Origin of the sequence: Rhizobium sp. YS-1r (assembly GCF_000757525.1) — a bacterium.
Taxonomy (GTDB): Bacteria; Pseudomonadota; Alphaproteobacteria; order Rhizobiales; family Rhizobiaceae; genus Neorhizobium; species Neorhizobium petrolearium.
In genome coordinates this window covers 26,513-40,729 of record NZ_JPYQ01000025.1, presented here as the reverse complement: position 1 = coordinate 40,729, position 14,217 = coordinate 26,513, and the positions used below count along the sequence as shown (strand labels likewise).

At 62.2% G+C, this 14,217-nt stretch carries 8 protein-coding genes; all 8 read right to left on the bottom strand.

The genetic code is table 11. From position 1 onward, the window contains the following. Positions 1–20: 20 nt before the first annotated feature. The gene (gene addA, locus JL39_RS18605) at positions 21–3,563 is read right to left on the bottom strand and encodes a double-strand break repair helicase AddA (RefSeq protein WP_037153952.1); all 3,543 of its coding nucleotides are present in this window, start codon (positions 3,561–3,563) and stop codon (positions 21–23) included. Continuing rightward, positions 3,556–6,759 (bottom strand): double-strand break repair protein AddB, encoded by a 3,204-nt coding sequence (addB, locus tag JL39_RS18600; protein WP_037153950.1) that lies wholly within the window; start codon positions 6,757–6,759, stop codon positions 3,556–3,558. The genes addA and addB overlap by 8 nt, the downstream gene beginning before the upstream one ends. A 2-nt stretch (positions 6,760–6,761) precedes the next feature. Continuing rightward, complete coding sequence (locus JL39_RS18595) at positions 6,762–7,508, bottom strand: nucleotidyltransferase family protein (protein WP_037153947.1); 747 nt, start codon at positions 7,506–7,508, stop codon at positions 6,762–6,764. Between the two features lie 12 nt (positions 7,509–7,520). Beyond that, on the bottom strand, positions 7,521–9,035 hold the full coding sequence (gene tsaE / locus JL39_RS18590; protein WP_037153944.1) for a tRNA (adenosine(37)-N6)-threonylcarbamoyltransferase complex ATPase subunit type 1 TsaE: 1,515 nt from the start codon (positions 9,033–9,035) through the stop codon (positions 7,521–7,523). Beyond that, positions 9,032–11,614 (bottom strand): PAS domain-containing sensor histidine kinase, encoded by a 2,583-nt coding sequence (locus tag JL39_RS18585; RefSeq protein ID WP_052182981.1) that lies wholly within the window; start codon positions 11,612–11,614, stop codon positions 9,032–9,034. The genes tsaE and JL39_RS18585 overlap by 4 nt, the downstream gene beginning before the upstream one ends. Before the next feature lie 228 nt (positions 11,615–11,842). Next, positions 11,843–13,243 (bottom strand): adenosylhomocysteinase, encoded by a 1,401-nt coding sequence (ahcY, locus tag JL39_RS18580; protein WP_037153941.1) that lies wholly within the window; start codon positions 13,241–13,243, stop codon positions 11,843–11,845. 178 nt (positions 13,244–13,421) lie between these two features. Next, positions 13,422–13,700 (bottom strand): HPr family phosphocarrier protein, encoded by a 279-nt coding sequence (locus JL39_RS18575; protein WP_037153939.1) that lies wholly within the window; start codon positions 13,698–13,700, stop codon positions 13,422–13,424. A gap of 13 nt (positions 13,701–13,713) precedes the next feature. Further along, a complete protein-coding gene (locus tag JL39_RS18570) occupies positions 13,714–14,115 on the bottom strand; it encodes a PTS sugar transporter subunit IIA (protein WP_037153937.1) in 402 nt (133 codons plus the stop codon). Positions 14,116–14,217 lie beyond the last annotated feature (102 nt).

The following is a 14,217-nucleotide window of genomic DNA, read 5'->3' as shown; positions in this document are numbered from 1 at the left end:
AATTTTCAATGGCCGTCATCTCACTTTGTTTTGAGTTCCGCAAGCGAGCGCGACAGAAGGTCCGGCGGCAGCGAGATCATCATAGCCGATTCGGTATAGACCAGCATGCATTCAAAGGTCTTGTCGGGATAAAGCGGTTTCAGGATCTCGCGGTAGATGGCAAGCTGGGCGCGGTGCGCAAGCGGCACCTCGTCCGGCCCTTTCGGCGGCACACGGTTGGTCTTGTAGTCCAGGATGATGACTTCGGTTTCAGTTACCACCAGCCGGTCGATCCGGCCGGAAATCGCGTAATCCTTCCCCTCGAGTGTCAGCGTTCCCATGATCGAGACTTCCGACTGGCTTCGTTCGGAAAAGATCGGTCCGAGTTCTTCATGCGCAAGCACGGACATGACGGAGGCGACGAGGCTCTCCCGTTCAGTCGCCGGCCAGAAGCGGGCGGCTCGCTCCGCATAGCTCCGTGCGGCCGACTCCCGCTCATGCCGAGGGAAATCCGTCAGCATCTGCAGCATGCGATGGACGAGTTTTCCTTTCTGCAGTGCAAGCCCGGCCTTTTCTCTCTCGCTGAACAGCGGCGACGTGACGATAAGGTCGTCCGCTTCGTCATCGATCATTGTACCGGCCCCGGACGGGCTCAAGGGCCTCGGCAGCATCTTTTGAGCCGGCACGGGGCGGAAGAGGATTGGCGGCAAAGGTTGCTTCTTGCCTGAACTGGTTTCCTTTTCCTCCGCCTTGGCGACGCGGCTGGCGGATGCGGGGAGCCGCCACTTGAAGCCGCTCCATTCCCCATCCGGGCCGGTAAATTGCGCGGGGCTGCAATGCTGCTCGTCAGCCGAAAGTGCCGTGGAGATCATCGACTGCCAGGTGCCCGGATTTTCCCGGCTGCCCCTGTAGCCGCAGACGATCAGCCGGTCGGCAGCCCGCGTCATACCCACATAAAGCAGCCGGCGATATTCCTCCTCCGTCGCTGTCCTGATCCGCTCGTCGTCGGCTGTCGTGAGGGAGTTGCTGATTGTTTTCCCCGGCACCCAGGCCGGCACCTCCCCATTGCCGGTCCGTAGCAGGCGAAATTTCGGCACGTGCGAGGAGATAAAGGCTTTCGAGCCGCTGTCCACCAGGAAGACGACAGGTGCTTCCAGCCCCTTGGAAGCATGCACGGTCATGATTCGTACTTCGTTGCGGCCGCCGTCCTGCTCGCGTTTTACCTCCGGAGATTCGAGTTCCAGCGTCGAGATGAAGGCTTGCAGGCCGGGCAGGCCACTGGTCTCGTGGTCAAGCGCGAAGGTCAGGAACTCGTCGAGGATATCGCCAGCCTCGGTGCCGAGCCGGCCAAGGAATTTCCGACGTCCGCCATATTGGCCGAGAATCCGGGCAAAGAGATCGTGCGGGCTGAGTTGCTGCGAAAGAGCAAGCAGATGACGCAGCCCGTCTGACGCTTCGCGAAAACGCAACGGTTGTTCATCGGCGAGCCGGTTGATCTGGTCCCACGCGCCAGTCCCGTCCGACCGAAGCGCTGCGACTTCAAAGACGTCTTCTTCCGAGAGATTGAAGAGCGGGCTTTTCAGGAGCGCGGCGAGCGAAAGGTCGTCCTGCGGCAGAAGCAGGAAACGTCCGAGCGCCAGCAGATCCTGCACGGCGATATGGCTGGTCAGCCGCAACCGGTCGGCACCAGCGACCGGAATGTTGTCACGGCGCTTCAGCGCCCGGGTCAGCGCATTGACGAAAGCATCGCGTTTGCGGACCAGAACGAGGATGTCGCCGGGCTCTACCGACCGTTCGACACCCTTTTCGATGATCGTCTCCCTGCCGATCATCTCACCGATCCGATTGGCGATCCGGCTTGCGAGAATCGCGGATGGCGCCTTGTCCGGTGTCGAATCAAAGGGAGCCGTCCAGTCTTCCTCCTGTTCGGAAACTTCCGGCACCACCACGTCCCAAAAATCCACCGCGCCGGGATGGCCGATGCGATTGGACCGGTGCTGCACTAGCTCGCCAAGCGCGCTGAGACCCTTGGCGTTTTCTTCCAGCGAGAACACCTGATCGACGGCGGCAAGCACATCGGCCGTGGAGCGAAAGGAGAGCGGCAGTCGAACCGAATGGAACGGTTGTCCGCTCGCCGTCACCCGGTTTTCCATTTCGCCGCGTTCTTCCGCAAATCGCTCCGGCCGCGCACCCTGGAACGAGTAGATCGACTGTTTTTCGTCGCCGACGGCAAAAATGGTGCGGCGTGTTTCCCGGGCACTTGCGCCCGAATAGAAGTCTTCCGCGAGCGACTTGATCACCGTCCACTGGATAGGACTTGTGTCCTGTGCCTCGTCGACGAGGATGTGGTCGATGCCCTGATCGAGCTTGTAATGCACCCAGGCGCCGACGCCGTCACGGGTGAGCAGGTCGGCAGTGCGAGCGATCAGGTCCTCGAAGTCGAGCAGGCTGCGTTGCTTTTTCAGATCCTCGTAATCGCCGTTCAGCCGCTCGGCCAGCGTCAGCGCCCCCTTGGTGGCGGAAAGCATGCGCGCGATTCGCAGCCGGTCGCGACAGGCCACGACATGGGTGCGGGCGCAGCCGATCGCGTCTGCAAGTTCCGGCGCGGTCGTCACCATCGCCTTTGCAACAAGCGAACTGTCCGCTTTCGGCTTGCCCTCGCGCGTCAGAAAGATCTGGTCGAGATATTGGACGCGTTTGAAGACGTCCGGCTCCCTGGTGGCCATCCGAAGGCCATAGGCGACCTCGGTCACTTTCTGACCGCCCTTCTGATCCGCGAGCGCCAGATAGAGGTCGAGTGTCAGGCCGGAAAGGCCGGGCAGCGGCCAGTAGCCGGCTGCGATGCTCTCCTCCGTATCGGCCGGATCGAGCCCGAAGGCGCGCTTCAGTTCGAGGCCGATGCCGCCCTGCCGTTCGGCTTGCGCTATGAAGCGGCGGATCGCCGTGCGGTTGGCGATGATGTCGGACAGCAGGGTTTCGAGGCCGAACTCATCGCCGAGATCGAGCACATGGGCGAAGGCCTCCGCCAGTTCCGGATCGTCTTCCGCGGATGTGGCAGTCAAAAGCGAACGTCGGGCTTCGGCGAGCAGGGCGGAGGCAGCACGATCGTCGAGAACGGAAAAATGCCCGGCGACATTGGCTTCCAGCGGAAACTGGTGCAGCAGCGCCTCGCAGAAGGCGTGGATTGTCTGAATCTTCAGGCCGCCCGGCGTCTCCAGCGCCTTGGCGAACAGCCGTCGCGCCTCGGCAAGCTTGAGCGAATCCGGCTCAATACCCTCAATGCCGGCGATCCTTTTTCCGAGCTCGTCGTCGGAGAGCACCGTCCATTCGGAAAGCCGCTGGAAGACACGGTTCGACATTTCTGACGCCGCGGCCTTGGTATAGGTGAGGCAGAGGATTGAGGAAGGGCGGCAGCCGGAGAGCAGCAGCCGGATGACACGCTGGGTCAGCACATGCGTCTTGCCGGAGCCGGCATTGGCGGAGACCCAGGCGGAGCTCACCGGATCGGATGCGAGCGATTGCTGCACCGTCGTCCAGTCGATCCATTTGATCGGATCGTCGTCTTCGGGGAGAAGGTCACTCATCCGTTTCTGCCTCCCCGTCATCGTCCGCCGTCGACCATTCCGCCACGCGCGCAAGATGATCATATTCCCCGCCGAAATCGCCCTGCATGAAGGGGATCAGGCGCGATGCGAAGCCGGCTTCGCCGTTCCGCAGCGTGATGACGAAACGGGTGAGCTGTTCGAGCGATTCCTGGGCAAGATCGAGCGCCGATTTTGGCTGGCGCCTGGCGTTCGCGGAGGAGTCCTCATTGTTGACCTTGTCCTCGCGGAACCGATCGCCGGGCCGAAGCCGGACGTAGAGCAGCCGGTCGGGCGTGAGCGGCCCGACATCCTTGAACGCACCGGCCTTCAGGGCCGCCGCTTCCAGCGCAAGTTGCGGATCGAGAAGCGCTCGGGCCTGTGAGACGGAGGGGCTGAGGCCGGTCTTGTAATCGACGAGATCGGCGAGGCCCGAGCCCTTGATGTCGATCCGGTCGGCTATGCCGGTGATGCGGATGCCGGCGGGCTCCAGCTCCCAGCCGGCGCCGGCCTCGGTCAGCGTCCTGCGGATATCCGGCGCGCGTTCTGCTTCCCAATCGAGGAAGGCTCGCGAGACTTCGAGGAAGCGCGGCCGCCAGACGCGGTCGATATGCGGCGGCAACTGTTCGGCATCGAAAAGTTCGTGGGCGATCCGCAGCATCGCCTCCCTTGCAGCCGGCGAACCGGGCCTGTGGCCTTCGCGCGTGTAGCGGTCGATGATCGCGTGATAGAGCGTGCCACGTTCCGAAGCGCCGGGGTCCCGGTTGAACGGGCCCAGCGGGTCGAGTTTCAGGATACGTCTGGCATAGACGGAATAGGGATCGCGGCGCAACCGCCCAACTTCGCTGAAGGAGTAGCGTTTCGGCTGCAGTTCGGCTGGCGGCCTCGGGGCGGGGCGCTTGGCGCCGGGCTGGTTCTCGCCCGCGTCGATCGCGGAGGCCCAGTGGCGGTAATCGTCGCCGCGCGCCTTCAATTCGTCGGCGAACGGCTTGCCGCCGAGCGCCAGCAGCCTTTGCAGCCAGCGCGAGGCGACGGTCGGTGTCGCGCCCTGCCGCGATGAGCGCGACAGGATGAGGTTCCGGGTTCCGCAGGCCATCTGGAAATCATGGGCGAGCTGGCCGATCCGCCGCTCGGGCGGTTCGAGGCCGATGTCGATTTTCATCGTGCGCGAGAGGAAGGGATTGTTGACTGTCTGGCCAGGCCAGGAGCCTTCGTTCAGTCCCCCGAGGATCATCGTGTCGACGCTCTGCAGCCGTGCTTCCAGCGTGCCGAAGATGAAGACGCGCGGATGACTGAGAGAACGGGGTTTCACCGCCTCGCCCGTCGTCAGTGCCATGACGATGTCGATCCACTGCGGACCGTCCGCCTCCATCTGCCCGTCAGTCTCGATGACTTCCGAAAGTAGCCCGGCCAGTCTTTCGCCGGCTTCACCGGACCAGAGGCCGGCCAGATTTTCGCGTTCGTCGATTGCGATCGCCTCAAGCGCACGGCCGGTTCTCGTTGCCCATTCGGCCAGTGCAAGCTTGGTGGTTAGGCCGCGGCCATCGGGCGGGCGGCGCACGAAGGCCGAGGCGAGCGGTTCGACGGCCTTTGCCAGCCGCCGGGCGAGATCGCGCGCCTTGTCCGCCGCGCCTTCCGGTAGCGACAGCCGCCAATGCGGCGGGTGCCTGTCGTTCCGTTGTTCCGCAAGCTGCTCTTCCAGGAGAGGTTCCAGTGCCGAGATATCCATGTCGCCGGTGCCGCCGCGTAGCGCCAGCATTTCCAGGGCCTCGATCGCCGAGCGCAATTCCTCGGCCGGAAAGCCGAGCCGGACGAGCGGATGCTTGATGAGCCCGACGATCGCAACTGGGTCGCCCGGCCTCAGCGCCGCTTCGAGGAGAAGCTGGATTAATGTGCCCTGCTGTGTGCCGGAAAGCGGAGAGCCCGCAGAATCATCGGCTATGATGCCGAACCGGGAAAGCTCGGCGGTGACGCGGCGGGCCAGCGCCCGGTCGGGCGTGATCAACGCTGCCTGGCTTTCACCGCCCTCCCGGCCCGGCTGTTCCAGCGCGAGGCGCAAAGCGATCGCGATCGCGACCGCTTCCTCGCGTTCGTTGGCCGCCTCGATCAGCGAAACGTCCGCAAAGGCTTCCCGCAAGAGAATCTGGTCGGTGGATTCCCGCCAGATGTTCCAGTGATCGGTGGCCTTGGCGGGCGCGAGTGCCTGGGAAATGGTCGTGGTCCGGAAATCGAGATCGTCCGGAATGTTGCCGAGGATGCCCACGTCCTCCCGTACCATGCCGAGCTTCTTCAGGAGCCGTGACAGGCCGAACTGTGGATGGCTTCGGCTTGCTGGTTCAATCTTTCCATCAGGAGCTTCCTCGCCGATCATCGCCCATTGGTTCGCCGGCATGGAAAGATCGAGCCCGGGCAGCACGACGGTACCGTTCGGCAGGCGGGAAATGGCGGCGATCAGGTCGGCCGCGGCCGGTACCGAACCGGTCGAGCCGGCAACGATCACCGGCCCCATGTGGTCCTTTTCCAGGATGCGGCGGGCCTCGCCGCGCAGGATTGCCGCCTGGTGTCTTGCCGGCGAGGAACGTTTGAGCTCTTCCAGCCGCGATGGCCAGAAGGCGCTCGCGATCGAAAGAAACTCGGCGGTGAGCTGCCACCAGAGCGCATGTTGGCCGGTGTCGAGCGTCTTGAGATCGGCCCAGTCGCGCTCCTCTGTCTCGATGGAATCGATGAGTTCGGCAAGCGCCCGGGCGAGCCAGATGGCATCCGCCGGGCTGGCAGGCGCGATGAGCGGCGATTGCGAATGCACGTCGAGAACGATCTTCGGCAACTGGTTGCGCCAGGCAAGGATCAGCCGGCCGAGTTCCAGGAGCCGTGCGGTGCCGCCGATCGGTAGGGCAAGGTCCATTTCTTCCGGAGCCACGAGATCGAAATAGCCGCTGTCGTCATCCGTTTCGCCGAGTGGCCGGATGACCGGCAGGATGGCCGAGTGGCCACCGAGCAGATCGACGAATTCCGAGCGTAGCACGCGGGCCGAACGGCGCGTCGGCACGAAGATCGTCACGTCGGCGAGTGAGAGCGGGTCGGAGGGATTATATCGAAAGCCGTCCGTCAGCCGACCGTCGCAAAGCGAGGCGGCGACGGTCTTCAGAAACGGCGCCGCGGGGGGGATCGTGAAGATGCGTGGCTGATGCCGCCCCGTCATGGTTACACCGACGCCCGGAATCGCCGGATCGTATCCTCCGCTTCGCCGATCGCCTCCGGCGTCCCGACCGTCAGCCAATGACCTTCGAGCATCATGCCGTAGAGCCTGCCGTGCGCGATCGCCTTGTCGAAATAGATGTTGATGTTGAACGCCTCGGTGGGCGCATCGTCAAGAAAGGACGGCTTCATGGCGAAAGCACCGGCATAGACGACCGGATTGGAAGGATCGTCGCGATAGCGCGTCAGCCTGCCGTCAGGGGCCATGCTGAAATCCCTGACGCCGTTGTGCCCGGTCGTGTCCTCGATGCGGACGCAGAGCATAGCCATATCCATACGGTCAGGATCGAAGAATCCGGCCAGGCGTTCGAGATTGGTCGGCATGCCCGGCTTCTCGCCGATCCAGAAGAGATCGGCATTCATGACGAAGATGGGTTCCCGATCAAGCAGCTTCAGACCTTTGACGATGCCTCCGCCATTGTTCATGAGCCCGCCGCGCTCGTCGGAGATGAGAATTTCGAGACCGTCATAGGATTTCAGATGGTCTTCCATCTGGTCGGCGAAATGATGAACGTTGACGACCGCGCGTTCGACGCCGGCGTCTCTGAGGGCGTCCAGCGCGTAATCGATCATCGGCTTGCCGTCGATCCTTACCAGCGGTTTCGGCATCGTATCGGTGACCGGGCGCATGCGGGTGCCGAGACCTGCGGCCAGAACCATCGCCTGCTTGATGGGGGCTTGTCTGATGGTCATCTCAAACCGTGTTTATGATTCGATGAGCTCTATTCCAGCCCGCCGGCACCAATCGCGCAAAGGAGCGAGCACTTCATGCTGCAACGCTGCCGAGAGATAACGAAGCGTCCGCGGCATATGCTTCAGATAGCCCGGCTTGCCATCCCGCTGCAAGAGCCGCACCCAAAGGCCGGCGAGTTTGCAGTTGCGTTGCGCCGCCATGATCGCCCAGGCTTTCAGGAAGGTCGGCTCGTCGAACGAGCCCTGCGACCGGCGCAGCGTCATATAGTCGAGCATCAACCGGTCGGCGAGCGGCTTTGGAACGTCCGAGCGCGCGTCCTGCACGATCGAGGCGAGGTCGTAGGCCGTCGGGCCGATCATCGCATCCTGGAAGTCGATGATGCCGACCCGCCGCACGCCGGGTTCCTGCGGGCGCCAGATGATGTTTGGCGAGTGGAAATCGCGCAGCAGCAGGTTCTTCTCCGCACTGGCGAGTTCACGGATCAATCCGTCCCAGATGGCGAGATAGTCCTCGCGTTCCGTATCGGTCGCCGGCGTGCCGCGCTTCCAGGGGAGATGCCAGTCGAGGAGGAGCCTCGCCTCCATCTTCATGGCGGTCGGATCGAAATCCGGGATGTGGTGGACGTGGGTCTTGTCGATCCGCAGGTCCTGCGGCATCCGGTGGCCGTGCAGGAAGGCGAGACAGGTAACGCTTTCCCGGTATCGTTCGGGTATCGGCCGGCCTTCGGCGTCGAGAACGCCTTCGTCGCCGAGGTTTTCAAGCAGCAGGATGCCCTGGTCGCAATCCGCATACAGCACTTCCGGTGCCGCGAGCCCGATCTTGCGAAGATAGCCGGCGATCGCCACGAAGGGATAGACGTCGGTGGCAAGGTGGGCCACCTTGGGATAGGGCTTGCCGTCGAGCACGGGCGGACCTTCCGGCGGCTTCGGCCAGTCCATCAGGACAAGCTTTTCGCCAGTTGCCGTTCCGATTGTCTCGTAAGCGCGCATGACCGAGGCGTCGCCAGTCAAGAATCGGCGGCGGGCGCGGGCATAACCGTGCTTATCGAGGAATTCCCGGATGGCCAGCACCCGGCGGATGCGATTCACCTGGGGTTCCGGACCGGTGATCGTCGCCCTCCGGCCGTCGCCTTGATGTTCCAGCCTCAGCATGACGCGGGTTTCCGGCAGCAGGTCATCGGCCATTTCCGGCCATTCCACCAGACAGATGCCGTCCGAGAGCGCTTCATCGAAACCAAGTTCATCGAGTTCAGAGGCGTCGCCGAGGCGATAGAGATCGAAATGCGAAACCGGAATCCGAAGCTCGTAACTCTGCACCAGCGTGAAGGTTGGGCTCGGCACTTCGAGCGTATCGTCATCGGCGAGCGCCCGTAGAAAGGCCCGGGCGAGCGTCGATTTGCCAGCGCCGAGATCACCGGAAAGGGCCAGGCAATCGCCCCTCTTCAAGGCAAGCGCCAGATCCTCGCCGAAACGGATCGTTTCGGCTTCGTCTGCAAGTGTCAAAGTGAGCGTGGCACCATCATTCATTCGGCAGCGACGGAATGCGTCTTCAAGGCACCGCTTGGGATGCGGCAGGTGACAGTTGTGCCCTGGCCCGGCTTGCTGTCGATCGTCACGTCACCGTTATGCAGCTGGACAAAGCTTTCGACGATCGAGAGACCGAGGCCCGCGCCGCTGCGCTTGCCGCCTTTGGAATTGGAGGAAAAGCGGTCGAATACGCTTTTCAGCATGTCTTTCTGGATGCCCGGGCCCCGGTCGGTCACCGAAAAGAAGATGTCGTTCTGCATCCGCCAGCAGTTGAGCTTGATGGTGGACCCTTCCGGCGCGAAATTTGTGGCGTTGGTGAGCAGCTTGATGAGGATCTGCTTCAGCCGCTGCTGGTCGGCGATGATCGTGCCCAATCCAGCCGGTGCGGTAATCGCGAGCGTCACGCCGTTCTCATGCAGCCGGTCGGCGATCTGCATGGCGACGTCATCGAGCAGGTCGTCGATTGCCATTTCCGAATAGTGCAGCTGCATGATGCCGGCATCGACGGTTGTAAGATCGAGGATGTCGTTGACGATCGTCAGGAGCACGGAGGAGGAGGTGGAAATATGGTCGATATATTCGGCTTGCCGCTCGTTGAGAGAGCCGACACCCGGCGTTTTCAGAAGATCGGTGAAGCCGATGATATTGGTGAGCGGCGAGCGAAGCTCGTAGGAAACGTGTTGAACGAAATCGTTCTTGATCTCGTCGGCCTTCTGCAGCGCCTCGTTCTTCTCCTTGAGCGCCCGTTCCGCCCTCGCGCTGGCCGTCATGTCGACGAAGGTGAACATGGTCTGCGCATTGGGCAGCGGGGTCACCGCATAATCGAGGATGAGACCGGAATAAAGCTCGAACGTGCCCTGCAATGATGGCCGTTCGTCATCGAAATTGGTGAGCATCTGGCCGAAGCGCCGCCAGCCATCCGGCTTGTCGTAGGATGGTCCGCAGGCCGCCCCGATCGCCTTGATGTGGGTGCCGGGCTTTGCTTCGTCTGCCGTAATGCCCCAAAGCGCCCGGAAAGCCGGGTTGGATAGTCGCATACGCCCGTCCGGTCCAAAGACTGCGACCCCCTCGGAAAGGTGGTCGATCGTTTCGCCTTGCACCTTCACCAGCGTGTTGTAGCGGGTTTCGAGGGCTACCTGTTCAGTGAGATTCTCGAAAACCCAGGTGGCGCCTCCTTGCGGATGCGCGGTTGCGATAACGCGGAGCGTCTGGCCGTTCGGCAAATGCCAGAGATCGGTCTGGGTATCGGGCGAGCGATAGACGGAAAGCGCCGTCTCTTTCCAGCTCCGCCAGTTGAGCTGTTCCGGCAGCTTGCCTTCGCTGCGCAGCCTGTCGAGCAGTTCGCTATTGTCCGGCCGCGAATCCAGGAAGGGAAGGGAGAACCCCCACAGCTGCACAAAGGCCTGATTGTAGAATTGCAGCCGCCGTTCGCCGTCGAAGATGGCAACGGGGGTCGCCAGGTGATCGAGGGTCTCGGCATGGCTTTTCAAAGTCCGCTTCAGCTCCTCGCGCACCGCTTCTGCTTCGGACACGTCGATCGCCATGCCGGCCGAGCCGCCGGGCGCCACGACATCAATGACATCGAATATCGTGCGATTGCCATGCACGACCGTGGAAATCCGGTCGTGGAACGGCGAGGCGGAGGTTGTCGTGGCCCTGATCTTTTCGCGGGCGATCGTGCCGAGGAATTCGCGTCCTTCATCAACGGCCTGGGCGGGTGCCGTCGTTTCGACCGCATCGCCATAGGCCTGGTTCACCCACGTGAGCCTGCCTTGCGCGTCCCGGTGCCAGACCGGCTGTTCGATTGCATCGAGCAGCGAATGGAAGAGGGCGATCGAACTTGCCAGCCGCTCGCGCTCGATCTTCAGTTCCGCTAGTTCCGCCCTCAGATTGTTGAGCGCGATGAAGCGGACGAAGGCCTTGCCGCCCGAGACGCGGCCCTGCACTTCGAGGATTTCATCACGGTTCGTCTCGACCACTATGTCGAAGGAGCGGGCCTCGTTGCGCAGGAGCTCGATCGATCTTTCCAGTTCGCCGGCGGATAGGCCGCGCAGCCACCGCCCGAAGGCCAGGAAATCAACGTCTTGCTGCGGAGCTCCGGTCTCCGGCGGGAGCTGGCCCAGGAGTTCCGGTCGCGACGCCCCGCCTTCCCAGATGACGATGCGCCGATTTTTGTCGGCAATGAGGGCTTCGTATTTCGAAATGCGCTGCTGCGCATCGGACAAAGCGCTGCGCATTTCCTGGGTCTCTACTTCCATGTTGCCGCGCTGGCGCACCAGCCAGACGGCGGAGAGCAGGGCGGCGCCGAGCGCACCCACGACCACCGAGGAAACGATGACTTCGGTGGAGGAAAAGAGCCGGACGGCTTCATTGCCCGATTGCTGCGCAAGCGCCGCGGTCGCAAGCCCGGAAAGGGCGGTGCCCGAAAGGAAGGCGCTGCCGAAGCGGGCGAGACGACGAAGCCCACCGGCCGTCGCGCCGCCATCCCGGGAGCCGGAAGCGGATAGCGAAGCCGGAGCGTCCACTCCGTCGCAAGAAGGATCGGCCTGCTTGAACAGGCTCATTATTTTTACCGACATACCCGGTCTGTCTCCGTCCAATTGCCGCTCATCGACAAGACATACCACTTCGTGCCTTGCCCGGAGCCGGACCGATTTTAGGTCTCGGCAAGCTCCTGGGCCTGCGCGAATCAAGTCCTAAAACAATACTTGCTTAGGGAATCGGCGGGAAGGGATGCGCCCAAAAAAGAAACCGCAGCCTTTGTCAAGGCTGCGGCCACTATATCTTGTGGATTGACCGGCTAGTGATTAGTACCGGTAGTGTTCTGCCTTGAACGGACCCTGCTGCGAGACACCGATATAGGCAGCCTGCTCTTCAGAAAGCTCCGTCAGCTTCACGCCGAGCTTGGCGAGATGCAGGCGGGCGACCTTCTCATCGAGGTGCTTCGGCAGGATATAGACCTCGTTCTTGTACTGGCCCTGCTTGGTGAAGAGCTCGATCTGCGCCAGCGTCTGGTTGGTGAAGGAGGCGGACATGACGAAGGACGGATGGCCGGTTGCGTTGCCGAGGTTGAGGAGGCGGCCTTCGGAGAGCAGGATGATGCGGTTGCCCTTCGGGAACTCGATCATGTCGACCTGCGGCTTGACATTGGTCCACTTGAGGTTCCGGAGCGCCGCAACCTGTATCTCGTTGTCGAAGTGGCCGATATTGCCGACGATCGCCATATCCTTCATCGCGCGCATGTGTTCGATGCGGATGACGTCCTTGTTGCCGGTGGTGGTGATGAAGATGTCGGCGGTCGAGACGACGTCTTCGAGAACGACCACCTCAAAGCCGTCCATGGCGGCCTGCAGCGCGCAGATCGGATCGACTTCAGTGACCTTGACGCGGGCGCCGGCTCCGGCGAGCGAAGCGGCCGAACCCTTGCCGACATCGCCGTAGCCGCAGACGACGGCGACCTTGCCGGCCATCATCACATCGGTGCCGCGGCGGATGCCATCGACCAGCGATTCCTTGCAGCCGTACTTGTTGTCGAACTTCGACTTGGTGACCGAATCGTTGACGTTGATCGCGGGGAAAGGCAGGAGGCCCTTCTTGGAAAGCTCGTAGAGACGGTGAACGCCGGTGGTTGTTTCCTCAGTAACGCCTTTGATGGCATCGCGCTGCTTGGTGAACCAGCCGGGCGAAGCCTGAAGACGCTTCTTGATCTGCGCGAAGAGGATTTCCTCTTCCTCCGAACCCGGATTGGAAAGCACATTCTCGCCGGCTTCGGCACGGGCGCCGAGCAGGATATACATGGTGGCGTCGCCGCCGTCATCGAGGATCATGTTGGAAAGGCCGCCGTCGGCCCACTGGAAGATCTTGTCGGTGTATTCCCAGTATTCGGTGAGCGACTCGCCCTTGACCGCAAAGACCGGGATGCCGGCAGCGGCGATCGCGGCAGCGGCGTGATCCTGCGTCGAGAAGATATTGCAGGAGGCCCAGCGGACTTCGGCGCCGAGTTCTTTCAGCGTCTCGATCAGCACGGCCGTCTGGATGGTCATGTGGAGCGAACCCGAGATGCGGGCGCCCTTCAGCGGCTTCGTTTCGCCGAATTCGGCGCGGCAGGACATCAGGCCCGGCATTTCGGTTTCCGCAATGTCGAGTTCCTTGCGGCCGTAGGCGGCAAGATTGATATCCGCGACGACGTAATCCTTCTCAGTGCTCATAAAGCTCTCCAGTGTTCGGTAGCGCCTGTGCCGACGGCGGACCGACGGACATGGCAGGACCCGCCTGTGGCCAAGCGGAAGCTGGCCAGCGGTTTAGCAGGCTTCCTGCAAGCTGGCAACGGGGACATAAAGAAGTCTTTATATGTTTATGTCTCGGCGACCTCGAAGGACCGCCGGCTCAGGCTTCTTCGCCGAATTTATTGGCGATCAATTGTTCCAGCGCCTCCAGCGCTTGCGCCGCCTGTTTCCCGCTCGCGGAAACCTCGATCGTGCATCCCGGGCTGGCGGCGAGCATCATCAGACCCATGATGGAAGTGCCGCCGACCGTCGTGCCGTCCCTGGAGACGGTGATTATGGCGTCGAAGCCCTCGACCATCTGGACGAATTTGGCCGATGCGCGTGCGTGAAGACCGCGCTTGTTGACGATCAGGAATTCGCGGGAGAGTGTGGATGGCATCCGGTGTTGGTTCTCATTTGCCGCTCAGGACGCGGCTTGCGACATTGATGTACTTGCGCCCGGCTTCAGAGGCTTCCGCGAGCGCTTTGTCCATATTGTTGTCGCTGCGCACGCCGGCAAGCTTGATCAGCATTGGCAGGTTCATGCCGGCGATGACCTCGGTCTTGCCGCTGTCCATGACCGAAATAGAGAGATTGGAGGGTGTACCGCCGAACATGTCGGTCAGAATGATGACGCCGTGCCCGTCGTCGGCTCGGGCAACCGCATCGACAATGTCTTGCCGACGTTGATCCATGTCGTCTTCGGGGCCGATCGATACGGTTTCGATGAATTTCTGAGGTCCAACAACGTGTTCGACCGCATGACGAAACTCTTCAGCCAGCTTGCCATGGGTGACAAGCACAAGTCCGATCATGAAAACTGCCCCCTGCTATCGAAACTCGCGGCCATTATCGCATTGCAACAAAGCCGTCTAGCGGTGGGAAGCCATCTTCTCCATGTAGAATTGAAGTTCAAG

What these genes read in the sequence shown, in the direction of transcription:
- addA (WP_037153952.1), bottom strand. Translation starts at nt 3,563, where the DNA reads ATGAGTGACCTTCTCCCCGAAGACGACGATCCGATCAAATGGATCGAC.
- addB (WP_037153950.1), bottom strand. Translation starts at nt 6,759, where the DNA reads ATGACGGGGCGGCATCAGCCACGCATCTTCACGATCCCCCCCGCGGCG.
- JL39_RS18595 (WP_037153947.1), bottom strand. Translation starts at nt 7,508, where the DNA reads ATGACCATCAGACAAGCCCCCATCAAGCAGGCGATGGTTCTGGCCGCA.
- tsaE (WP_037153944.1), bottom strand. Translation starts at nt 9,035, where the DNA reads ATGAATGATGGTGCCACGCTCACTTTGACACTTGCAGACGAAGCCGAA.
- JL39_RS18585 (WP_052182981.1), bottom strand. Translation starts at nt 11,614, where the DNA reads ATGTCGGTAAAAATAATGAGCCTGTTCAAGCAGGCCGATCCTTCTTGC.
- ahcY (WP_037153941.1), bottom strand. Translation starts at nt 13,243, where the DNA reads ATGAGCACTGAGAAGGATTACGTCGTCGCGGATATCAATCTTGCCGCC.
- JL39_RS18575 (WP_037153939.1), bottom strand. Translation starts at nt 13,700, where the DNA reads ATGCCATCCACACTCTCCCGCGAATTCCTGATCGTCAACAAGCGCGGT.
- JL39_RS18570 (WP_037153937.1), bottom strand. Translation starts at nt 14,115, where the DNA reads ATGATCGGACTTGTGCTTGTCACCCATGGCAAGCTGGCTGAAGAGTTT.